General features: G+C 44.3%; 21 protein-coding genes. 12 read left to right on the forward strand and 9 right to left on the reverse strand.

Annotated features, from left to right (window positions below; translation table 11 throughout):
* Window positions 1-360: 360 nt before the first annotated feature.
* Window positions 361-1,932 (forward strand): N-acetylglucosamine-specific PTS transporter subunit IIBC, encoded by a 1,572-nt coding sequence (gene nagE / locus AB4405_RS01280; protein WP_372059315.1) that lies wholly within the window; start codon window positions 361-363, stop codon window positions 1,930-1,932.
* A 202-nt stretch (window positions 1,933-2,134) separates the two neighbouring features.
* Window positions 2,135-3,805: a glutamine--tRNA ligase gene (glnS, locus tag AB4405_RS01285; RefSeq protein ID WP_372059316.1), complete on the forward strand. Its 1,671-nt coding sequence runs from the start codon at window positions 2,135-2,137 to the stop codon at window positions 3,803-3,805.
* Window positions 3,806-3,886: 81 nt separating this feature from the next.
* On the opposite strand, the gene fcrX is transcribed toward glnS, so the two are convergent.
* Entirely contained in the window at window positions 3,887-4,333 is a 447-nt protein-coding gene (fcrX, locus tag AB4405_RS01290; protein WP_102468443.1) for a ferric iron uptake transcriptional regulator FcrX, read from the reverse strand.
* Window positions 4,334-4,524: 191 nt separating this feature from the next.
* On the opposite strand from fcrX, the gene AB4405_RS01295 reads away from it, so the two are divergent.
* Both AB4405_RS01295 and AB4405_RS01300 read left to right on the forward strand, forming a co-directional pair.
* On the forward strand, window positions 4,525-5,037 hold the full coding sequence (locus AB4405_RS01295; RefSeq protein ID WP_372059317.1) for a DUF4442 domain-containing protein: 513 nt from the start codon (window positions 4,525-4,527) through the stop codon (window positions 5,035-5,037).
* Window positions 5,038-5,115: 78 nt separating this feature from the next.
* Window positions 5,116-5,514: a hypothetical protein gene (locus tag AB4405_RS01300; RefSeq protein WP_372059318.1), complete on the forward strand. Its 399-nt coding sequence runs from the start codon at window positions 5,116-5,118 to the stop codon at window positions 5,512-5,514.
* Window positions 5,515-5,595: 81 nt separating this feature from the next.
* Here AB4405_RS01300 and fldA read toward each other — a convergent pair whose 3' ends face one another.
* The 3 genes from fldA to AB4405_RS01315 all read right to left on the reverse strand — a co-directional run bounded on the left by fldA (window position 5,596) and on the right by AB4405_RS01315 (window position 7,254).
* Window positions 5,596-6,129: a flavodoxin FldA gene (fldA, locus tag AB4405_RS01305; RefSeq protein ID WP_102468446.1), complete on the reverse strand. Its 534-nt coding sequence runs from the start codon at window positions 6,127-6,129 to the stop codon at window positions 5,596-5,598.
* Window positions 6,130-6,179: 50 nt separating this feature from the next.
* A complete protein-coding gene (locus tag AB4405_RS01310) occupies window positions 6,180-6,401 on the reverse strand; it encodes a DUF2788 domain-containing protein (protein WP_102468447.1) in 222 nt (73 codons plus the stop codon).
* A 97-nt stretch (window positions 6,402-6,498) separates the two neighbouring features.
* A complete protein-coding gene (locus AB4405_RS01315) occupies window positions 6,499-7,254 on the reverse strand; it encodes an alpha/beta fold hydrolase (RefSeq protein ID WP_372059320.1) in 756 nt (251 codons plus the stop codon).
* A 93-nt stretch (window positions 7,255-7,347) separates the two neighbouring features.
* On the opposite strand from AB4405_RS01315, the gene seqA reads away from it, so the two are divergent.
* From seqA to rlmM, 6 genes are all read left to right on the forward strand, one after another.
* Complete coding sequence (seqA, locus tag AB4405_RS01320; RefSeq protein WP_102468448.1) at window positions 7,348-7,878, forward strand: replication initiation negative regulator SeqA; 531 nt, start codon at window positions 7,348-7,350, stop codon at window positions 7,876-7,878.
* A gap of 93 nt (window positions 7,879-7,971) precedes the next feature.
* A complete protein-coding gene (gene pgm / locus AB4405_RS01325; protein WP_102468449.1) occupies window positions 7,972-9,618 on the forward strand; it encodes a phosphoglucomutase (alpha-D-glucose-1,6-bisphosphate-dependent) in 1,647 nt (548 codons plus the stop codon).
* Between the two features lie 471 nt (window positions 9,619-10,089).
* Entirely contained in the window at window positions 10,090-10,998 is a 909-nt protein-coding gene (locus tag AB4405_RS01330; protein ID WP_102468450.1) for a transcriptional regulator GcvA, read from the forward strand.
* A 22-nt stretch (window positions 10,999-11,020) separates the two neighbouring features.
* Entirely contained in the window at window positions 11,021-11,647 is a 627-nt protein-coding gene (locus AB4405_RS01335) for an alpha/beta family hydrolase (RefSeq protein ID WP_372059350.1), read from the forward strand.
* Window positions 11,637-12,089, forward strand: coding sequence for a DUF423 domain-containing protein (locus tag AB4405_RS01340; protein ID WP_372059321.1), 453 nt, complete (start codon window positions 11,637-11,639; stop codon window positions 12,087-12,089). Before AB4405_RS01335 ends, AB4405_RS01340 begins: the two co-directional genes overlap by 11 nt.
* Entirely contained in the window at window positions 12,086-13,177 is a 1,092-nt protein-coding gene (rlmM, locus tag AB4405_RS01345; protein WP_372059323.1) for a 23S rRNA (cytidine(2498)-2'-O)-methyltransferase RlmM, read from the forward strand. The genes AB4405_RS01340 and rlmM overlap by 4 nt, the downstream gene beginning before the upstream one ends.
* Window positions 13,178-13,194: 17 nt before the next feature.
* On the opposite strand, the gene xni is transcribed toward rlmM, so the two are convergent.
* The 5 genes from xni to queF form a co-directional block, all read right to left on the reverse strand.
* Entirely contained in the window at window positions 13,195-13,986 is a 792-nt protein-coding gene (xni, locus tag AB4405_RS01350; protein WP_102468453.1) for a flap endonuclease Xni, read from the reverse strand.
* Between the two features lie 62 nt (window positions 13,987-14,048).
* Window positions 14,049-15,410, reverse strand: a complete 1,362-nt coding sequence (gene ppnN / locus AB4405_RS01355) for a nucleotide 5'-monophosphate nucleosidase PpnN (RefSeq protein ID WP_372059324.1) — start codon at window positions 15,408-15,410, stop codon at window positions 14,049-14,051.
* A 296-nt stretch (window positions 15,411-15,706) separates the two neighbouring features.
* Entirely contained in the window at window positions 15,707-17,275 is a 1,569-nt protein-coding gene (locus tag AB4405_RS01360; RefSeq protein ID WP_372059325.1) for a diguanylate cyclase domain-containing protein, read from the reverse strand.
* Window positions 17,276-17,379: 104 nt separating this feature from the next.
* A complete protein-coding gene (locus tag AB4405_RS01365) occupies window positions 17,380-19,653 on the reverse strand; it encodes a tetratricopeptide repeat protein (protein WP_372059326.1) in 2,274 nt (757 codons plus the stop codon).
* A 25-nt stretch (window positions 19,654-19,678) separates the two neighbouring features.
* A complete protein-coding gene (queF, locus tag AB4405_RS01370) occupies window positions 19,679-20,566 on the reverse strand; it encodes an NADPH-dependent 7-cyano-7-deazaguanine reductase QueF (RefSeq protein WP_372059327.1) in 888 nt (295 codons plus the stop codon).
* A 110-nt stretch (window positions 20,567-20,676) separates the two neighbouring features.
* On the opposite strand from queF, the gene syd reads away from it, so the two are divergent.
* Both syd and AB4405_RS01380 read left to right on the forward strand, forming a co-directional pair.
* The gene (syd, locus tag AB4405_RS01375; RefSeq protein WP_372059328.1) at window positions 20,677-21,222 is read left to right on the forward strand and encodes a SecY-interacting protein; all 546 of its coding nucleotides are present in this window, start codon (window positions 20,677-20,679) and stop codon (window positions 21,220-21,222) included.
* Between the two features lie 19 nt (window positions 21,223-21,241).
* Window positions 21,242-22,018 (forward strand): Zn-ribbon-containing protein, encoded by a 777-nt coding sequence (locus AB4405_RS01380; RefSeq protein ID WP_102468458.1) that lies wholly within the window; start codon window positions 21,242-21,244, stop codon window positions 22,016-22,018.
* Window positions 22,019-22,180: the final 162 nt, after the last annotated feature.

Genomic DNA, 22,180 nt, shown 5'->3' on the forward strand with positions numbered 1-22,180 from the left:
ATTTAGCAAGTTATAATTAGTTACACTTTTCATGTTAACTCAATGATAAAATGAGAATTATTGTTATTATTTTTAATTTTTGTGGACGTTTATTTATGCATTGCTCATAAAAACGTGACCACGTACTGCAACTCTCACCAATGAAATCTTACCGAGATCTCACCATTTTTTCGTATGATAAAATAAGTTTTATGATCTCGCTAGCAAAAAGCCTCTATTTTGACAAAAACTGGTGATTATGATCACAAATAGGGAGGTTTTAATTTGCGGAGCAAAATTAATTTCATAAACTGAGGAGGACTAAATTGAACGGCTAAAATAAGTCGTCCAAAATTAAAATTCCTATAGGGGGAACACACGGTGAATATATTAGGATATGCACAGAAGCTCGGGAAGGCATTGATGCTTCCTATTGCAACGCTTCCAATCGCAGCACTTCTACTTCGTTTGGGTCAACCTGACCTACTCGACATTGCATTTATGGCGGCGGCGGGTAACGCAATTTTCAGTCAACTACCTTTGCTATTTGGTTTGGGTATCGCGATTGGCCTATCTAAAGATGGCAACGGTGCGGCAGGTCTTGCAGGCGCAGTAGCTTACTTCGTATTAACGGCAACAGCAGCAACGATTAACGCAGACGTTAATATGTCGTTCTTTGGCGGTATCTTTGCAGGTATCATCGCGGGACATTCATACAACGCATTCCACGCGACGCGTTTACCTGAATGGCTAGCATTCTTCTCTGGCAAACGTCTTGTTCCAATTATGGCGGGTCTATTTGCTCTAGTCGCTGGTGCATTATCTGGTGTGATCTGGCCTGGCATTCAATCTGGTCTAGATTCTCTAGCACACGCTGTATCAACGTCTGGCGCAGTTGGTCAATTCGTTTATGGTACCCTTAACCGTGCACTTATCCCTGTTGGTCTTCACCATGTTCTTAACTCTTACTTCTGGTTTGGTATGGGTACATGTCAAGAAGTCCTAATCACTGGCGCTCAAGCCGCTGGTCAAGCACTTCCTTCTATCCAACAATTGTGTATTGACCCTGCTCTTGCGAAAACGCTAGTGGCTGGCCAAACACACACATTTGAGTTTGCTAACTCTGTAACACCAGAAATCACAGCAACAGTAAAAGAAGTAACAGAAACACTTAAGTCTGGTGACTTGCACCGTTTCTTTGGCGGCGATAAAGGCGCTGGCGTATTCATGAATGGTTTCTTCCCTGTCATGATGTTCGGTCTTCCTGGTGCTGCTCTTGCTATGTACCTAGCGGCGCCTGCTGAAAAACGCAGCCAAGTTGGTGGCGCACTGTTCTCAGTAGCATTCTGTTCATTCCTAACGGGTATTACAGAGCCACTTGAATTCATGTTCGTGTTCCTTGCTCCTGCTCTATACGCAATGCACGCTGTGTTCACTGGTCTATCACTAGTTGTTGCTAACATGTTTGGTACGCTGCACGGCTTCGGCTTCTCTGCAGGTCTTATCGACTTCGTGTTGAACTGGGGTCTAGCAACTAAACCATTCGTATTGCTACTTATTGGTCTTGGCTTTGGTGCTCTGTACTTCTTCACATTCTCGTTCGCTATCCGCGCATTCAACCTGAAGTCGCCTGGTCGTGAAGACGATGACGAAGTTGCAGCCGATGTATCTGCTGACGCACCTAAGGGTGACGTTGCTCGCCAATACCTTAAAGCACTAGGCGGACACGATAACCTGACATCTATCGATGCATGTATCACTCGTCTACGTCTAGCAATGAAAGACCGCTCTATCGTTGACGAAAAGGTTCTTAAGAAGCTCGGCGCGAAAGGTGTGGTTAAGCTAGGTGAAAATAACCTGCAGGTTATCCTAGGCCCTCTAGCCGAAATCGTTGCTGGTGAAATGAAAGCAATTGGTGCAGGTGAAGACCTAACAGAAGTTAAACTTCCTTAGGCTATCATTTAAGCGCAATTGACAAGTAAAGCCTCTCTTCGGAGAGGCTTTTTTTTGTTTTATGTATCCTGAATAGTTTGAGGTGGCGTGATAACCAAAAATAATCTCTATAAAGTGCGAGTTCTTGTTGTGGTTTTGCGAGGAATTGTGGATCATTGGAGCCCATACAATCTGACAATACTAAAACATAGAGGTGTTATAGATGAGTGAAGCTGAGGCTCGTCCATCGAACTTTATCCGCCAAATCATTGATAAAGATTTATCCGATGGCAAACATACTAGCGTGCATACTCGTTTTCCGCCGGAACCTAATGGTTACCTGCACATTGGTCACGCGAAATCTATTTGTTTGAACTTCGGTATTGCTCAGGATTATCAAGGTCAGTGCAACTTACGCTTTGACGACACTAACCCTGAAAAAGAAGATGTAGAATACGTTGAATCTATTAAGAATGACGTAAGCTGGTTAGGCTTTGATTGGTCTGGTGAGATCTGTTATTCGTCGAACTACTTCGATCAGTTGCATGATTATGCGGTTGAGCTAATCAATAAAGGCCTTGCGTATGTTGATGAGTTAAGCCCAGAACAAATCCGTGAATACCGTGGTTCGTTAACCGCACCAGGTAAGCCGAGCCCATACCGTGATCGTAGCGTTGAAGACAACCTAGCGTTGTTTGCGAAGATGCGTGCGGGTGAGTTTGCAGAAGGCACAGCGTGCTTACGTGCAAAAATCGACATGAGCTCATCGTTCATGGTGATGCGTGATCCTGTGTTATATCGTGTCCGTTTTGTTGAGCACCATCAAACAGGCGATAAGTGGTGCATCTACCCGATGTATGACTTTACGCACTGTATTTCAGATGCACTCGAGGGGATTACTCACTCGCTATGTACGCTTGAGTTCCAAGATAATCGTCGTCTGTATGACTGGGTTTTGGAAAACATTACGATTGACTGCCAACCACGTCAGTATGAATTTAGCCGCCTTAACCTTGAATATACCGTTATGTCAAAGCGCAAGCTGAGCCAGTTGGTATCTGAAAAATTGGTTAATGGCTGGGATGATCCACGTATGCCAACGATCTCGGGCTTGCGCCGTCGTGGCTTTACACCGGCTTCTATTCGAGAGTTTTGTAAGCGCATTGGCGTGACCAAACAAGAGAACATGATTGAATTTGGCTCATTAGAATCCTGTATTCGTGATGATCTTAATGAAAATGCACCACGTGCCATGTCGGTATTAGATCCAATCCGAGTGGTTGTTGAAAACTTTGCTGAAGACACAGTCGAGACGCTGAATATTGCCAATCATCCAAACAAACCTGAAATGGGTAGCCGTGAGGTACCATTTACTCGTGAGTTGTGGATTGAGCGTGATGATTTCCGTGAGGAAGCAAACAAAAAATACAAGCGCTTGGTATTGGGTAAAGAAGTACGCTTGCGCGGTGCTTACGTGATCAAAGCGGAACGCATCGAAAAAGATGCTGAAGGTAATATCACAACGATTTTCTGTAACTATGATGATGAAACTTTAGGCAAAAACCCTGCAGATGGTCGTAAAGTAAAAGGCGTTATTCATTGGGTTTCTGCTGATAAAGGTCTACCGGCACAGATTCGTCTATACGACCGTTTATTCACGGTTGCCAACCCTGCGGCAGAAGATAATTTTGCTGCTACGATCAACCCAGAATCTTTGGTTGTGCTTAATGGCTTTGTTGAGCCTAGCTTAGCAGCAGCGACAGCCGATCAAGGTTATCAGTTTGAACGTACCGGTTACTTCTGCGTGGATGGTAAAGATTCTCAGCCTGAAGCACTCGTATTTAACCGTACCGTTGGGCTACGTGATACTTGGGCAAAAATAGAGACAAACTAATACTATGCGCCTTACCATAGGCGCTTTTTAGTTATAAAAAAACCAGCCACTCGGCTGGTTTTTTTTGTTTCGAATTATAATCTAACTTGGTTTGTGCGCTTTTGGGTTTTCTTTGCACGCACCGCCAACGCATTTTCCATATAAATAGAGGCTGTGGTTGGTGAGCTCAATGTTGTATCGAGCGGCAATTTCTTTTTGGCGTGTCTCGATCATCTCGTCAGAAAATTCAATCACTTCACCACAATCTAGACATACAAGATGGTCATGGTGGTGTTGGGTTGATAATTCAAATACAGACTTACCACCTTCAAAGTGGTGACGAGTGACAATACCCGCATCGTCAAATTGGTTTAATACGCGATAAACGGTCGCTAAACCAATTTCTTCACCTAAATCGATAAGTTTCTTATACAAATCTTCAGCACTGATATGCTGGTATTCCGGTTTCTGCAAGACTTCTAGGATCTTAAGTCTAGGCAGTGTGACCTTAAGGCCGGCATCTTTGAGTGCTTTGTTATTGTCTGACATATACGTTCCTGTGATGATCTGCAGCAATAAACAGATGTCAATAATCCCATCATTATAGGGCACTAAGGCTTAACAATAAACCACGAACTTCAAGGGGTTACTAACTATTAACATAGAAGTCGAACTTCGTCACTTTACAAACACATCTGACCAGTTACAATTTGTTTACATTTCGTAACGAGCGACGATTGATGGATAGACGATTAGAAAAGATATATAAGCCCAAATACGTCAAGTTTGCACTTAACATATGGCCACCATTTTGGGGGGCTGGTATTCGAATTGTTGATATTAGTGAAGACTTCCGCTCGGTTAAGGTTCGTCTAAAGCTCAGATGGTGGAATAAAAACGCTAACCGCTCTCAGTTTGGGGGCAGTATTTTTGCTATGACAGACCCTATTTATTCTCTGATGTTAATGGGGATCTTGCGTGAGCAGTATTATGTTTGGGATAAAGAAGCGAGTATCGACTTCCTAAAACCGGGTTTTTCAGATTTAAACGCTGAGTTCGTCATTAGCCAAGATGCGCTTGAACAAATCTTACAAAGTACCGCCACAGGCGATAAATGTTTTCCAGAATTTATCACACACATCTGCAACCAAGATAGTGATGTGGTTGCCACGATTCAGCGTAAACTTTACATCCGCAAGAAACCAAAATTTCGCGATATAAGCGATGGTGAGTCGCCATCGGTGCAAGCTTAGATTCAACGACTGTACGATGACCATTGTCTTTTTTTGTTTATTATTAGTAGAAAGTAAAAAGTAGATGAAGGGTTAGGTATGAAGCGAATGACAATGGCATTACTGGGCTGTCTATTAAGTGGGGTGGTTTTTGCCGATGAATTAACACCACAAGTGCTTGATGAGCTGAATCGCGACCTCGAAAAAAGCCATTTTCAGCAAGCGAATCCTGATATTTCAGTGGTGGACATGCGCCTTAGTTTTGCCGATGGTATTTTATTTCGGACCACTCAGTATCAGTCCCGAGGGGAGCCAGAAACGGAATCAATGACGAGCTGGATGTTGGAGACCATGATTCAACAGGTTTGTCAGCAACTCACGCCTTTGCTGAAGGGGAAATTCAGTAACGTTGCGCAAATAGCTGCGACCGAAACGGTTGAGTTTGACAATGGTCAAACCGCGTCTAAAACTCGAATCTGTAGCAACTCAGTTCAATAAACAAGCCGCATAATAATCCGTAAACACAATAAAAAATGCCTCCGATTTGGAGGCATTTTTTATATGGCTAGGAGCAACGAATTAGTCTTCGAGCTCAGCTAAGCACATTTCTTCATAAAGTTGCTTCGTCCACGTAGAGACGCGAGCATCCGTTAGCTCTGGCTGACGATCTTCATCGATGCACAAACCAACAAACTGAGACTCATCGCCTTCAACGAGAGCTTTTGATGCTTCAAATTCATAGCTTTCTGTCGAAGTGTGGCCGATGATGGTGCCACCTTTTGCTTCAACGATATCACGTACTGTACCCATAGCATCACAGAAGTACTCAGCATAGTCTTCTTGGTCGCCACAGCCAAAGATCGCTACCAGCTTCGTTGAGAAGTCGATGCCTTCAAGCTCAGGGAAGAAATCGTCCCAATCTGCTTGAGCTTCACCGTAATACCAAGTCGGGATACCCAAAAGAAGCAAGTCGAAGTTATCAATATCTTCTTTGCTGCTTTTTGCGATATCTTGAACGTGAATGAGCTGTTTACCCAATTGTTTTTGGATCATCTTTGCGATAGCTTCTGTGTTACCAGTGTCACTACCAAAGAATAGACCTACACTTGCCATAGAATCAGTACCTTTTCATTGTCTATTTTTGACTAAAGAAGTGGGGATAGTTAACTTATCCCAGAGCCTTCCCAGCTGAGTTGGATGATGCCTTTGGCAACAAAACCAGCGCAACCAAGAAAGAGCACTAGCCACACAATACGGCGACCAAACGTTGGGACGTTACCTTGCTTGAGAACGTCTTTTATTGCCATACCGATTAAGAAGAAAATCGATGCAAACAACAAATCTAATCCAATAGATTCCAACTTGTCTATGTAGTCGTAAAGCATGCTATTCCTTTATGCCAATATGCTTGCGCGAAACTATACCACTGTTAAAAGATAAAGTTAATCCAAGCTCGTGAACAAGCATTCGTTTGATGTCAAATTAAATGAATTTTCGAATTGCTCGCAGTACTTCGGTTGGTTTTTCTGCATGCAACCAATGTCCAGTGTTGGCGATTACATGTGCTTTGGGGTGTGCGAACTGCGCCTGAATGAGTGGCTGGTGTTCGGCGGTAAGGTAATCAGAGTCGCCACCTTTAATAAAGAGAATAGGTACGTTGGTTTTGGTAATGGGTATCCAATCGAGTATATCCAGATAATTGGACTTGAGTGATTCAACGTTAAATCGCCACGTTAGGTGGTCGCCTCGCTTGAACAGTGATTTACCCAAAAATTGGCGTACCCCTTCCATTTCAACATGCTGCGCTAACAGCGCCATAGCCTCAGAACGGGAAGAGGGCGGGTGCTTGAGCACTTCATCAAGCCCTGCTATTACATTGTCATGGCGCCGTGACGTGTATTTCACGGGTGACATATCTAACACAACAAGCTTGGCGATAGGGTAGTGTTCACTAACCGCCATCGCCACCTTTCCTCCCATTGAATGCCCAATTACGATGGGCGACTCAATACTGAGAGTGGTGAGTAAATGACTCACGTCTTGGGCCATGCTTCGATAGTCGTGAATGTCGCTGTGAAAGGAGCTACCATGATTTCTGAGGTCGATACTGATGACATCAAAATCTTGTTTTAAGTCGCGCGCAAGCACACCTAAATTATTCAGGTCACCAAATAAGCCATGGATTAATACAACGGGCTGGCCGGTCCCTTCTCTTTTATAGTTTAATAGTACTGACATTTTTCTGTTATTCGTGATGCGTTTATCGTAGAGGTTCACGGCGGAACTCGTTATAATCAATCAGAGTTTAAACATAGAGATTGTGAAAAGCGAATGAAAACAATTGAGGTTGATGAGGATCTATACCGTTACATTGCCAGTCAAACCCACCATATAGGTGAGAGTGCTTCTGATATTTTGAGGCGACTCCTTGATGTGGATGCGTCAAAAACGGAACAGAAACCGGCCGCCGCTAAAACTATCGTTGTCAGCAAAGAAGCGCCAAAAGTTGAACAGGTTGATTTTGTTAAAGAAATGCGCACTTTGCTTATCTCTGACGAATTTGCAGGGTTAAAGAAAGCGATTGATAGATTTATGTTGGTGTTATCAACCCTTCATCGCTTAAACCCAGAAGGCTTTTCTGAAGCGACGCAGGTAAAAGGGCGCAAACGCGTATATTTCGCAGATAACGAAAATACATTGTTAGAGAGTGGCACTACAACAAAACCTAAAGCCATTCCTAATACGCCACTCTGGGTAATAACGAATACGAACACCAGCCGCAAACGGCAAATGGTGGAGCAGGTCATGACTGTGATGGGAATGCCTGCCGATATCGTCGAGAAAGTGACGGTATCCATTTAGAGTTTCGATTCAAGCCTCATAAGAACCGGCAACTAACGGTAATTATGAGGTTTTTTTTTGTTTTTTAGGCTTAATATTAAAAGGACGTCTGTTATGGCTATCCATCCTCGAGCGGGCCAAAAGGCTCAGCAAGAAGATTTGTACAACATTCCCGCATTAGTATCTAACTACTTTCTCATTCAACCGGAACCGCAGAATTCAGCGCATCGAGTTCAGTTTGGTACCTCTGGTCACCGAGGTAGCGCAGATAAAGGGACATTTAATGAAAACCATATTTTAGCCATCGCACAAGCGGTTGCTGAAGTCCGCGCACAACACGGAACCACAGGCCCATTGTTCATTGGTAAAGATACGCATGCCTTGTCAGAGCCTGCGTTTGCCAATGTGGTTGAAGTTCTTGTGGCTAATGGTGTCAAAGTCGTCATTCAAGAAGATGGCGGTTATACGCCAACTCCTGGTGTTTCTCACGCTATCCTGACTCACAACCTTGTCAATGATGCCAAAGCTGATGGTATTGTTATCACGCCTTCGCACAACCCGCCTCAAGATGGGGGCATTAAGTACAACCCTACTCACGGTGGCCCTGCTGAAGCTGAATTGACTCAAGCGATTGAAGATAGAGCAAACGAGATTATTGCTGATGAATTGAAAGACGTAAAACGTCTGCCGATTGCGACGGCGCTGAAATCAGACTTAGTTGAATCTCGTGACTTAGTTCAACCTTACATCGACGATCTCGTTAACGTTATCGACATGGAAGCGATTCAAAAAGCGAAGTTAAAAATTGGCGTTGATCCATTAGGTGGCTCTGGTATCGAGTATTGGCGCCAAATTGGTAAAACGTTCAACCTTGACCTCACTTTAGTCAGTGACGCTATTGATCCTTCTTTCCAATTTATGTCATTGGACAAAGATGGTGTAGTGCGCATGGATTGTTCATCACCTTATGCGATGGCTGGCTTGCTTGCGTTAAAAGATGACTATGACCTTGCCTTTGGTAATGACCCTGACTACGACCGTCATGGTATTGTGACACCAAAAGGTTTGATGAATCCAAACCATTACCTAGCGGTGTGTATCGATTACCTTTATCGCCACCGTACCCAATGGCGTGAGGATGTCGCTGTTGGCAAAACCTTAGTATCAAGCGCGTTAATTGACCGTGTCGTCGCGGATCTTGGTCGTACTTTGTGTGAAGTGCCTGTGGGCTTTAAGTGGTTCGTTGATGGGTTGTACAACGGTGAGTTTGGCTTTGGTGGTGAAGAGAGCGCTGGAGCGTCATTCTTACGTAAAGACGGAACGCCATGGTCAACCGATAAAGACGGTATTATTTTATGCCTGCTTGCGGCAGAAATTACCGCTGTAACGGGTAAAAACCCTCAAGAGTACTATGAAGCGCTAGCCGCAAAACATGGCGAATCCCAATACAACCGTATTCAAGCGGTTGCGAATACCGAGCAGAAGAATGTACTTAAGAAGTTGTCTCCTGAGATGGTGTCGGCAGAAACACTAGCAGGTGATGCGATCACGGCTCGTTTAACGCATGCGCCAGGTAACGGTGCCGCGATTGGTGGCCTGAAAGTAACCACTGAAAATGGCTGGTTTGCTGCCCGTCCTTCTGGGACAGAGGACATCTACAAAATCTATTGTGAAAGCTTTAAAGGCGAAGCTCATCTCAAGCTGATTGAAGCCGAAGCGCAAGAGATAGTTAACCAAGTCTTTGCTCAAGCTGGACTATAATTAACGATTAGCTCAGCTATTTGTAAAAATGTAAAAAACGGTCACAATATGTGGCCGTTTTTTTATGCCTGCGTTTACTGTTCACATGTCGAGTTGCTTGTATTGGAAAACTAAGTTACATCGGAAACCTAAGTTGTATCGGAAAACCTAAGTTGTAACGGTAAACCTAAATAGAAGGCAAAAAAAACACCGCCATAAAGGCGGTGTAAGAAAATTTGACAGACAGGTCAAAACAGGAAGTACATGCCTCGAATAGGGGATAACTAATCAAAGCATGGTGGTAGAAACTACCGAACTCGAAAATCGAGATTGCAAACACAACATCGCAATCACAAGTCAATTGATTCTAGAGAGAATCAAGCCGTTCAGACTTGTGCTTGCGGGATGAAATATAGAATTTCTCTGGCCGTTCGGCAATGGACAATTTATAATGTTTCAGATAAAAAAAACTAATGCATTTGAGAGAGCGCTATGTCTAGACGTTTACCCCCACTTAACTCTTTGAAAGTTTTCGAAGCTGCGGCGCGCCATCTCAGCTTTACTCGCGCTGCGGAAGAGCTTTTTGTTACTCAAGCTGCGGTGAGTCATCAGATAAAAGCCTTAGAAGAATTTCTTGGCTTAAAGCTGTTTCGTCGCCGAAATCGTTCGTTATTACTAACGGAAGAAGGGCAAAGTTACTTTCTTGATATCAAAGATATTTTCACGGCTCTTTCTGAAGCAACAGATAAGGTGTTGGAACGCAGTGAGAAAGGCGCTCTGACCATTAGTTTGCCGCCAAGTTTTGCTATCCAATGGTTGGTGCCTCGCTTAGCGGACTTTAATCAACAAGAGCCAGATATTGATGTTCGTATCAAAGCGGTCGATATGGATGAAGGGTCGCTGACGGACGATGTGGATGTGGCCATCTATTATGGTCGCGGCAATTGGTCTGGTTTGCGGGCTGATAAACTGTACCAAGAATTTTTAGTCCCCTTGTGTGCGCCCGCGTTATTACTGGGCAGTAAACCACTCGATACGCTTGCAGATTTGTCCCAACATACGTTGCTGCACGATACGTCTCGTAAAGATTGGAAACAATTTACCAAGCAAAATGAGTTAGATGGCGTAAATGTGAACCACGGTCCTATCTTTAGCCACTCAACGATGGTGTTACAGGCTGCCGCTCATGGCCAAGGTATTGCACTCGGTAATAACGTGCTTGCGCAACCTGAGTTGGATGCAGGGCGCTTGATTGCTCCCTTTGATGAGGTCTTAGTGAGCAAAAACGCGTTTTATGTCGTCTGTCACGAGAAACAAGCCGATATGGGACGAATTGCAACATTTAGAGATTGGATGCTAGCGAAGGCTCAACGAGAGCAAGAGGTATTGTTTGATGGATAAGGTATCGATAGATAGCCAATTGATGGACACCTTACGAATCGACGGTCCTGAAGGGGCACCGTTGTTTTTGTTTGCACATGGTGCCGGGGCAGGAATGGATCATGAATTCATGCAAGATATGGCAACACGATTAGCAGCCAAAGACATTCGAGTTGTTCGCTTTAATTTCCCTTATATGGTGAAACGTGCCGAAGATGGAAAAAAGCGCCCACCCGATCGCGCTCCCAAGCTCTTAGACGCGATGACGGCTGTAATTGATGCCATCGCAGGCGATAGTCAGATAGTCATTGGTGGCAAATCTATGGGCGGAAGAATGGCCTCATTGTTATCAGAGCACCCTAATGTGAAAGCAATAGCGTGTTTGGGGTTTCCTTTTCATCCGCCGGGCAAACCTGAAAACTATAAAGGTGAACAGCTTGCCAGTATCGCGAAGCCGTGCTTAATTTTGCAGGGCGAGCGAGATACATTTGGCAAGCGTGAAGAGTTTGAGCATTTTGAGTTTTCAAATGATGTTGTGGTGACCTTTATCCCTGATGGCGACCATAGTTTAAAACCGCGCAAAGCCTCTGGTTTTACTGAGACACAAAACCGCCAAATGGCCGTTGATCGCCTTGCGCTGTTTGTAAAAGGGATTACTGATGTCGAATAATGCCTTGGGTATCCAACCGTTCCTGACATGGAGCCGAGCTTTTATTATTATAGCGGCCTTGTCCGGCATGCTCAGTGTAGCGTTAGGGGCGTTTGCGGCTCATGGGTTGAAAGCAATACTTTCGCCTTCGTTACTGAGTACTTTTCAAACCGGCGTGACGTATCAATTCATTCATACCATCGCTTTGCTGTTCTGTGCGTTGTTAATTCGAAGCACGGGTGATGCTAATTCACAAAAGACATTTCATCGGGCTGCGATTTGCTTTATCATCGGCATCCTTTTCTTTAGCGGTAGTCTATACGCCCTAGCGCTAACAGGAGTGAAATGGTTTGGGCCAATCACTCCATTAGGTGGTGTGATGTTCATAGTCGGGTGGGGATTCCTTGCTCTGGCTGGATATCGGATGACTGACGATACGACCAAAGATGGAGTCAATCAGTGAAACAGTTAATGCTATATTGCCGCTCTGGATTCGAAAAAGAGTGTGCTGGTGAAATTCAAGACAAAGCGAATCAGCTTGAGGTTTTTGGTTTTCCAAGAGTAAAAAATAACTCAGGGTATGTGTTATTTGAATGCTACCAAGAAGGTGATGCAGCAAAACTAGTACGCGATATTGACTTTAAATCGCTGATCTTTGCTCGCCAGATTTTTGCTATTGCGAGTGAGCTTGAGTCACTGCCAACAGACGATCGTATCTCACCGATTCTTGAATCGTTGAATGACGTTGATGGCTTGCCAATGTGTGGTGATCTTCGTATTGAAACCCCAGACACCAATGAAGCGAAAGAGCTGTTAAAGTTTTGTCGTAAATTTACAGTGCCAGTGCGTCAAGCGATGCGTGGTAAAGGTTTGCTCTACAATAAAGACAACGCAAAAAAGCCAGTTCTGCATATCTGTTTTACTGAACCAGGTCACTGTTATATTGGTTACTCATTACCGTTGAACAACTCTGCGTTTTTTATGGGCATACCGCGACTTAAGTTTCCTGCCGATGCACCAAGTCGTTCTACGTTAAAATTGGAAGAAGCGTTTCACGTATTTATTCCAAGAGAAGAGTGGGATACACGACTCGCGTCTGGTATGTGGGGGGTTGACCTTGGGGCTTGCCCTGGTGGTTGGACGTATCAACTGGTACGTCGCTCTATGTTCGTTCATGCTATTGATAACGGCATGATGGCTGACAGTTTAATGAATACCGGTCAGGTTAAACACCACCAAGCAGATGGTTTCAAATTTGAACCACCTCGTAAAAATGTTACTTGGCTAGTCTGCGATATGATTGAAAAGCCGGCTCGCGTGGCACAGTTGATGGGCGAATGGCTTATCAAGGGGTGGGCGAAAGAAACCATCTTCAATCTTAAGCTCCCAATGAAAGGTCGCTATGATGAAGTACTTCAAGACATTGAGAATCTAAAGATTTTCCTCAATGACAATAAAGTGAAGTACACCCTGCAAGCTAAGCACTTATACCATGACCGTGAGGAAATTACGGTGCATATCCAAGTGCTATCAAATATCTCGCCATATTAATGATGACGTATTCACATCTAGGCTTTCGAGCCTAGATGTTCCGTTTCGTCAAACCGAATATCTTGTAGGTTAAACCCTAACTCAATATCTGTTTTTAACGCAGAAATCTGTTGGCATTTTCGTGCTAGCTCGATGTGCTCATCGAGTTTTTTTCGATATTTCTTCGGCAGGTCTTCACCGATGAAGGCGGCTTCAATCGTCTCGTACTGAGTGAGTATCTCTTTTGCTGCTTTTGGTCCTACCCCAGGGACTCCTGGAACTTGAGAAGAGCTGACGCCCGTCAGTCCCCAATAGTCAGCAAGCTGCGTTGGCTTAACACCAAACTCAGCTTCGATAAATGGCGCATCTAACCAGCGGTGTTGGAAGTAGTCACGGATCTGTAGTGTGGGTGATAGGAGTTGGCAGTAGCCTTTATCTGTCGAGATAATGGTGACCTTTTCACCATGACTGGCGACTTTTACCGCGAGTGTTGCCACCAAGTCATCAGCCTCATCGCCCTCCGACAATAATGAATCAATCCCTAATTGCCACCATGCATCTTGCACTTTTTCTAATCCGCGACACAGTGGTTCGGGCATTGGTTTTCTGTTCTGTTTGTACCCAGGTAAGATGTCACCTCGCCAGCCACGGTCTTGTTCATGGTGATCAAACACAGCAATGATGTGTGTGGGCTCCGACTCTTTGATGATCCGTTTTAGCGTTCTCGAGGTAGTCAGAATTGTACGTTCAATATCCTCTGGGTCAGGCTGTACAGCGTGCACACGTCGTAGAAGGTTAAGAGCATCAATAATCACAAGATGGATAGACATAAAAAAAGACCACGGAATAACATGGTCTTATTGTAATAAATCTACTTGCGAGTTTCAGAATTTTATTCGTTGTTAGTTATCTTATAACAAGGTATATATTCTGAGCCTGGCAGTTTCATTCGTTGTTGTTGGACGAAATCACCGAGTAATTTATCCATCTTGGTCATCAGGTTTTTGTCTCCATCGATCAAGAATGGCCCATGTTTCTCTATCTCTAGAATACCTTCCGCTTTCACATTCCCAGCGACAATGCCTGAAAATGCTTGTCTTAATGCAGCCGCTAGATTTTCTGGTCGTTGATTGAGATGCAAATCCAGTCCCGCCATATTTTCGTGTGTTGGAACGAATGGAAGCTGGAACTCGGGTTCGATATGTAGGGACCAGTTAAAGCTGTAGGCGTCGCCATTTTTTTTACGGTGCTCTCGCACCTCTGGCATCGCTCCCTTCATTACTCTCGCCGCTTTGGCTGGGTCATCAATGATGATCTGGTAATGCTTTTGCGCCTCTTCTCCCAATGTGTCACGTACAAATTGGTCAATCGAGCGGAAGTATGCCTCACTTTCCTTTGGCCCAGTTAAAACAATTGGCATTGGTTGTTCTGCATTGTTCGGGTGCATCATAATACCCAATATATAGAGTAGTTCTTCTGCTGTCCCTGGGCCTCCAGGGAAGATGATAATGCCATGCCCCATGCGCACAAAGGCTTCCAAACGTTTCTCAATATCCGGCATGATGACGAGCTCGTTGACGATTGGGTTTGGCGGCTCAGCGGCAATAATCGAGGGCTCGGTCAGACCTAAATAACGTTTTTCTTGGTAACGTTGCTTAGCATGGCCAATGGCGGCACCTTTCATTGGGCCTTCCATCGCGCCAGGACCACAACCGGTACAAATGTTGAGTTCACGTAGCCCTAGCTCATTACCGACCTCTCGAGTGTATTGGTACTCCGTTGGGTTGATGGAGTGACCACCCCAGCAAACAATTAAGTTAGGTTCTATGCCCGGCGTGAGTGAGCCGGCGTTACGTAAAATACCAAACACTAAATTTGTAATATGCGTGGAATTGGTGAGGTTTAAACGTTGGCTATCGGCAAGGTGCATGTTGACGTAAACAATGTCGCGCAACACGGAGAAAAGATGCTCTTGGATGCCTTTAATAATTTGACCGTCAACAAAGGCATGCTCAGGAGGGTTCGCAAGTTCGAGTTTTATCCCTCTTTCTCGGCGCATAACGTTGACATCAAACGAACGATTTTTATCGAGCAGCTCTTTGGAGTTATCGGTGTGGCTGCCTGAATTTAAAACGGCAAGCGTACAATTACGATAGAGCTGATAAAGATCGCTGGCGGCGGTTTTTTTAAGGCGCTCAACTTCAAGTTGAGAGAGAAGATCCATGCTGCCTGTAGGGCTAATATGCGTAATCATGGCATTTCCTTAGTCTAGAAAGGGAAGCGAATACCCACCTTTTGGATTGAGCCATATCTTTATGGACGGGGCTACTAGAATGGGCAGGAAGGGTAACGCGATCGTCTTAATTCGTATTGTCTAGTTACGGTCAATGAGCGGCGTTCACTTGACCACTGTAAACGGCGACACGTTAATTTCTTTGAAAGTGTCACGATGGAGTACAATTATAGATTAGCAAAGTTAAGACAACTTGCTATGGTTATTTGAAATATAACCGTATGAAATATAGATTATTTATAAATTACCAGTTTGGATTATCGTTCCCAAGCAAACTGGTTAGGCCCTTGTTTTTTCGATTGCCTTAAGATTTTGTGTAGGCGTCCTAGAGCCTCGTCAGGGGTATCATTTTGATTAAATGAAGTACTGGCCGCAGAGAGGGTAATCGTGATCAGCTGATCGCGAAATTTGAATGGTAAGCTGCTGATTTTAAGTTGAATTTCTTTGATTATTTTCTGGCAGTGTGCGTCATTTTGTTCTGGCATAATAAGCACAAACTCTTCACCCGCAAAACGAGCAACCGTATCGGTGTTACAAACCGTACTAGAGATGGTTCGAGCAATGATTTTTAATGCTTTATCACCAGCGCTGTAACCAAAGTTGTGGTTGATACTTTTGAATTTGTCGATATCAAGAATCACAATGCGAAGTGAGTGTTGGTTTTTTAGCCAGCGACGATATTCTAATTCGAGCTTGTCGAGCAATGCGGCTCGATTGTAAACCTTCGTTAGAGGGTCGGTGAGCAAGCGTTTTGATTGATCTTCCAGTCGACGACGATAGTCTTGCGTAACATCGAACAGCCCTTCTAATTGGTTATTGCTATATTGCATACGTTCCAATAAAGCTTGTTCTCGTTCTTCCGCGTGTTGCAGTCGCTCTGTTAGGGAGGCTAACTGCGCCAGGACCGGTTCCATCGTACGTTTAACTGTTTCTAAGTCTGAGCCTTGGTTGATGTTGGTTTTGCTGCTTGCGACTAAAGAACTCAGCTCTTGATGCGTTTGCTGCCTTTGTTCAAAATAGATTTGGTTTTGATCGAGGTTTTGCGTGCCGTTCTTGAGTGAGTGAGAAAGAGAGCCGTTGACTTGTTTTAAGAATTGCTCGGATGTTTTTCTCTCATAATTTGTGCCATCAATCACTAAGCGCAGTACGCGGAGCGTCAGTTCAAGTAACGCGTCACTTGAAATATCCATCAGTAATTTTGTTCGAATTTCTAGCAGTTGTTCCCCGGATTCACCTTCAAAATCGAGTTCGGTAATCAGGTTCTGAAGTTCCTCATTCAAACCAAAAAGCAGATTACTATTGGGTGCACTTTCATGTTCTTTAGGAGTGAGTGATGTATTCGAGGTGATTATTTTGATGGCGCGTTCATAAATACCGAGTAGCTTGATGGCATTGTCGGTTTTTTTGAAATTGTGTTTATCGCTGTAAGTGAGAACGGTGCGTAGGTCGCGCTTGATTTGAGCGGGTAGGCCAGTAATTCGTTGTAGGGTTTCTCCACTGCGACGAAGTTGTTCCTCTAATGAAATACTTTGCTTATCGAGCGCTGACGCTTTTTGGGTGATTAAACGCTCTAATATTGCAAAACGAGGGATTAAACTGCTGATGTCCGTGTTGTGCTCTAACTCTTGACGAAGCTCAAGCAGTTTTTCGTCAATACGGGAATGAGAGCCAATGTGGGCATTGCTGAGTGTTGAAATAAAGCGTTTTAATATGGTTTGTTCTCGCCGACATTTAAGGGACGCATCTCGTTGGGCAACGCGAAGTTGCTCCAACTGTATTTTCAACAGGTGGAGTTGCTCTGATGTATCGCGTTCAGTTGAGCCCATAAATTCTATAAAAACTAATTGGTTGTGATGTTTATTGATGGATTAAATGATAATAACAAAAAACATCACAACGTCACGTAGTCTTAGGTTCAAGTGCTGTTTTTTTACCCGTCAGTGAGCGTTTTTTTGAAGCCGTCCTCATTCTGGGAAGATGAATGGACTTTTATTAAGCCTTGATTGATGGCTGTCTTACACGCTTTCCTTATGTCATCAGTTGCAAGGCTTGCGGCTGGCGCGTTATCAATGGCTTTGAGGTATACCCAGTGACTTTTATTTTCTTGCATGCTGATGTGTCTGGCCATATGGGTTGAAACCAGAAGAATATCCAATAATTCTTTGTCGTTGATCGCCGTATACGCCCTTGGTAAAAAGGGGTAGTTGGCCATACCGACACGCACGATACGGTTGATCTTACGGTTAGGTTCAAACTCGGTGACCCAACTCTGTATTTCATCAAACAAGCTTTCTGCTGTACGTGGCTTAATACTCGGCTCAATGTACAGGAGGTTGGCATCGGAGAAATGGTAGATCCGTGAAGGATTATCGATCTTATTGCGAATAAATTCGCCAAATGCTCGCTCCAGTTCTAATCCGGCTTTGTAACCATTTTGAAGATACATATTGCGTAAGAATGGAATATCGATCATGACAAAGCGTAAGCGATCGCTTAGTGGTTCATTGATCAGTTCGCCTACTTGCCACTGTTCAAAGTTACGCTGGGTGCGCTGTAGTGAACTTGGAAGGTTAGCGTTCAGCAAACGCAAGTTAGGAAGTCCTGACCGAGCGTGTGTGAACAGATTTTCGTTGAGCTCGATGAGTTCGTTTTTCATACGACGATGAACAAAGAACATGCGAGCGCCAAACAAGAATATAACGCTTACTGCGCAAAAAAGACCAAAGGCAACTTTTTGAAATTTCGCTTGAGCAACAATGGCATCTTTCAGTTCTAGTTTTTGTGTTTCGTAATGAAGGCCTTGCTCGACAAATTGTTTTTGTTGGCGGAAGGCGTCCTCACTAATTTGATTCAGCTGATCTTGTTGAAATATCCGCAGAGAGTTAGCTTGCTTGATGTTCTCAAGTGCAAGTTTGTAATCGCCTTTTTGCTCATAACCTAACGCCAACAGTTGATAGGCCTGTTGTTCGATAGAGGTATGTTTAAGGGATTGGTTCAAGGTCAACGCTTCATTCGCATGCTCTAGTACTTTATCGCTTTCTTGCTGGTGGTAAGCCAAGCCCGCATAAAGCAAGGCTGCTCGGGCTTTAAGTGCTGGAAAATCCGAAAATGATAATAGGGTCTGAGCACGAGATAAATATTGCTCGGCCAATGGGTAGTTATAGAGCTGCAAATACGTTGAGGCCAAGCTAATTCGAATATCGATGACCTTTTCGATGTTTTTGTCAAAACTTCTATGGTCAACGACATTAAAGTAATGCACTAATGCGAGGTTATATTTGCCTTGCAGAAAATAGATATCGCCCATCAACTTTAAGACGTCGACCAGAACCGGTGAGTCTGGGTAGTTATCATAAAAATTAGCCGCTTGAGATAAATGCTCGAGTGCTTTATCTAATACCTGTCTTTGCATGAAAAGTTGCGCAAGCAGTTGGTTAATATGTGCTAATTGGTCGCCTGAGTCGAGTTCAATGGCGGTCCAGTAAGCCAGCAGTAATTCTGAAAGGGCTTCATTGTAGCGGCGATAGCGTAAGAAGTGCGTACCGTAAGCCGTATGATAGCTTATCGATAACTTCGATAAGGTGTCGCTTGGGACGTAAATACCGGCTTTTTGATACATGTGATTAGCCAGCTCGAATTCGTTCTCAGCAGACGCGATTTCACCTTGAAGGATCTTAATTTTATAACTTGTGCGGTTAGCGATGCTATGGCCTTTTCGGATGCCTTCTAACTCGCTTTCAATCAGCTTTAACGCATCCAACGCACTCGCCCCGTCGCCATCTTTAAGCCAGGTCAATCGTGTTTTTAAGATACGAACGTCAAGCTCAAGAAACAACAAGCGATACTTCTTTGTCATTGCCTCGGCGTCGGCTAAGTGCTCGAGCGCACTCTTCATATGACCAAGGTTAAACTGTGCTTGCGCTAAAATAGTGAGTGCGTTCACAGAGCTTAGAGGGGTGCGGACACGTTGATCGGTATCATCTCTGGATAGATTTGATGGTCGGTCATCATGCTGCTCGATGAACTTTCTACTTTCTAGATAGTTGCTGGCAATCTCGCTCGCTTTTGCAGGCTCAATCTCGACGAGTTTATCGGCCTCAACGAGAAGTGGGGACGTAAAATTGAGCGCATGAAGCGGCATGGAGTAAACGCCTGCCAATAGCGAGACAACCAACCCTAATACAGGCCAGAACTTAGATTTCATCAGTGCGTCCATTCTTAGTGATCATTTATTGTCTAGCCATACGAGTGTTGTGTGTAGGTAGTATCGTGCTGCTTGAGCGATAAGGATTAATATCTAAACCACCGCGTCGAGTGTAACGAGCGTATACGGTCAACGAGGTTGGCTGACAGTACTGCATAATATCGGTATAGATACGCTCAACGCATTGCTCATGAAACTCATTATGCTCTCTGAAGGACACAAGGTAACGAAGCAAGGCTTCACGGTTGATTCTCGGACCGTTATATTGGATTTCCACGCTGCCCCAATCTGGTTGATTGGTAATTAAGCAGTTCGATTTTAATAGGTGGCTATGTAACGCTTCCTCGACGATATCGCTACTCTTAATACCATGAGCATGAGCATGAGCATTCGCATCACCACCACTTGCCCCTAACAGGAGTTTGGCATCGAATTCATAGCTATCGATCTCAATATCTTGCTCGTCGATGCATTCACCGGCCATACCCACAATAGAAGATTGTTCAAAATCCTTAACGGCAGTGAGCGTTAAGCTTACTTCCTCACCGGCACACTGTGATAGATCGCGTTGAATGGTATTTTGAACCTCATCCCAATTCGAAAATCGTGTTTGGTTAAAACTGTTGAGGTAGAGCTTAAATGATTTCGACTCAATGAGATTCTCGCTGGTAGCAGGGATTGAGGCTTCACCAATGGCAACCTGTGGTAAGCCTTTGCTGTTTAGCCAAGATATCTCATAAAGCGTCCAAATATCACAGCCGTGAAACGGTAACTCGCCGCCCAGTTCAAGGTCGTCTCGGTTAAGACTTCTTGGCACAGGTTGCAACAATGATGGGTCATATTGATTAGTGTAATCGGTTTTCTGCCCGAGAGTGAGGCCAGAAAGCGCGGCAGCGTTTGAATATTTGCTCATAATTGTGTGATATTTCGATTAGAATAATGCGAATTTTACGAGATCCAGCAATAGCTGTCATCTTTTGTGAGCGGAAATACGCGGTCAATACGGTGATAAGTGGAGAGAATATGAATCAAAGTGTACAACAAGCGCTAGAGGCATTTGCCAAGCGCTACGAAGAATCATGGCAGAGTAAGCATCAATCACTCCCTGCAAATGAAGACCTATATGATTTGGTTTCTCCGTGTATTGAAAGCAAAAATGATGAACAGGTTTTCTGGCGCGCGAGTGTGCGCGAGACGCCAGAGCAATTAGAAAGCATCGAACGTGGTATTGAGCTGCTGATTCATGATGATATCAAAGCCTATTATGGGCATCAGTACAGTGCGGACATGGAGGCAACGTGGCAAGGTAATACACTGACACTGCTGCAAGTCTGGAGTGATGAGGACTATGTACGCTTGCAAGAGAATATATTGGGGCACCTTGTCACTCAAAAGCGTTTGAAGCTAAAACCGACCATCTTTATCGCAGCCACTGAGGCCGATATGGATGTGATCTCAATTTGTAACCTCTCTGGGCAGGTAATTTTGGAACGTATCGGAACCGACCGCCGCGATGTGATTGCCGATGATCTTGTGTCGTTTCTTAATGGTCTCGAACCGAACGTTTAATGGCATCCGGAGTTTACTTATGTATGTGATAGAGCTTCAGTTTGAATGCTTTGATAACACCACCATTACTGCCGTTGAAAAAGGCATTAATGGCTTAATGGATGCACTGCGCTTTAATGGTCAGGTGTTGGGTCGTGAGTTTCCAATTGTGATGGGGGATGGTGAGTTCTTCGTTCGAGTGGTGTGCCCGGAACAAGACAGTTTGCACCCTAGGCACCATTCTGATTTTGTGAAGGTTTGTTTCAAGCGCTTATCTGACGCCTGTTTACTGGCGCCTAAAATGCGCTTGCTTGGTCAAGATTTGAATTCGGAAGAATCAGCAGAGGAAGAAGCACCGAGTTGGCAAGTATTGTACACAACGTATGTTCATACATGCTCGCCATTAAGAAGTGGTGAAACCTTATTGCCCATCCCGTTGTATCGAAACCCTCCGACCTTAAACGGTGACCATAAGTCATTAATAAAGTGGCAAACTGAATGGCAAGCTTGTGATGAGGTTCAGATGGGGGGAGGCTGCAAAGCCGAGCACGCAACGCTAAGAGAGCTCAGTGACGTGAGCAGTGATTTGTTTAGACGAGGCTGGGATCTTCGTGGTCGGATTGAATTTATCACTCATATCCCGACTTATTATTACTTGTATAAGGTGGGGGGCAAGAGCTTAGCTGATGAGAAAGCGCGTAAATGCCCTAAATGCGGTGGTGAATGGTTATTGGATGAAGCGTTGCATGATATTTTTCACTTTAGATGCGAACCCTGTCGAATCGTCTCCAATATCTCTTGGGATCACTTAAAGTAACGGTGATGAATAAAAGTGATGTGGACAGATGGTTATGTCACTTTTCATACGAGATGAAAAAAAGGGAGATACATAAGTATCTCCCTTTTTTGATCTTGCTCAGATGTTGGTTAAATGATGCTTTCGCTATGCCATTGTCGCCCTAGTGATAGCAAAAAGGCG

The organism is Vibrio sp. 10N.261.51.F12 (assembly GCF_041471725.1).
Taxonomy (GTDB): Bacteria; Pseudomonadota; Gammaproteobacteria; order Enterobacterales; family Vibrionaceae; genus Vibrio.

Bases quoted from the DNA above. Each gene is read 5' to 3' on its own strand.
- glnS (WP_372059316.1), top strand. From the start codon at position 2,135: ATGAGTGAAGCTGAGGCTCGTCCATCGAACTTTATCCGCCAAATCATT.
- fcrX (WP_102468443.1), bottom strand. From the start codon at position 4,333: ATGTCAGACAATAACAAAGCACTCAAAGATGCCGGCCTTAAGGTCACA.
- AB4405_RS01295 (WP_372059317.1), top strand. From the start codon at position 4,525: ATGGATAGACGATTAGAAAAGATATATAAGCCCAAATACGTCAAGTTT.
- AB4405_RS01300 (WP_372059318.1), top strand. From the start codon at position 5,116: ATGAAGCGAATGACAATGGCATTACTGGGCTGTCTATTAAGTGGGGTG.
- fldA (WP_102468446.1), bottom strand. From the start codon at position 6,129: ATGGCAAGTGTAGGTCTATTCTTTGGTAGTGACACTGGTAACACAGAA.
- AB4405_RS01310 (WP_102468447.1), bottom strand. From the start codon at position 6,401: ATGCTTTACGACTACATAGACAAGTTGGAATCTATTGGATTAGATTTG.
- AB4405_RS01315 (WP_372059320.1), bottom strand. From the start codon at position 7,254: ATGTCAGTACTATTAAACTATAAAAGAGAAGGGACCGGCCAGCCCGTT.
- seqA (WP_102468448.1), top strand. From the start codon at position 7,348: ATGAAAACAATTGAGGTTGATGAGGATCTATACCGTTACATTGCCAGT.
- pgm (WP_102468449.1), top strand. From the start codon at position 7,972: ATGGCTATCCATCCTCGAGCGGGCCAAAAGGCTCAGCAAGAAGATTTG.
- AB4405_RS01330 (WP_102468450.1), top strand. From the start codon at position 10,090: ATGTCTAGACGTTTACCCCCACTTAACTCTTTGAAAGTTTTCGAAGCT.
- AB4405_RS01335 (WP_372059350.1), top strand. From the start codon at position 11,021: ATGGACACCTTACGAATCGACGGTCCTGAAGGGGCACCGTTGTTTTTG.
- AB4405_RS01340 (WP_372059321.1), top strand. From the start codon at position 11,637: ATGTCGAATAATGCCTTGGGTATCCAACCGTTCCTGACATGGAGCCGA.
- xni (WP_102468453.1), bottom strand. From the start codon at position 13,986: ATGTCTATCCATCTTGTGATTATTGATGCTCTTAACCTTCTACGACGT.
- ppnN (WP_372059324.1), bottom strand. From the start codon at position 15,410: ATGATTACGCATATTAGCCCTACAGGCAGCATGGATCTTCTCTCTCAA.
- AB4405_RS01360 (WP_372059325.1), bottom strand. From the start codon at position 17,275: ATGGGCTCAACTGAACGCGATACATCAGAGCAACTCCACCTGTTGAAA.
- AB4405_RS01365 (WP_372059326.1), bottom strand. From the start codon at position 19,653: ATGAAATCTAAGTTCTGGCCTGTATTAGGGTTGGTTGTCTCGCTATTG.
- queF (WP_372059327.1), bottom strand. From the start codon at position 20,566: ATGAGCAAATATTCAAACGCTGCCGCGCTTTCTGGCCTCACTCTCGGG.
- syd (WP_372059328.1), top strand. From the start codon at position 20,677: ATGAATCAAAGTGTACAACAAGCGCTAGAGGCATTTGCCAAGCGCTAC.
- AB4405_RS01380 (WP_102468458.1), top strand. From the start codon at position 21,242: ATGTATGTGATAGAGCTTCAGTTTGAATGCTTTGATAACACCACCATT.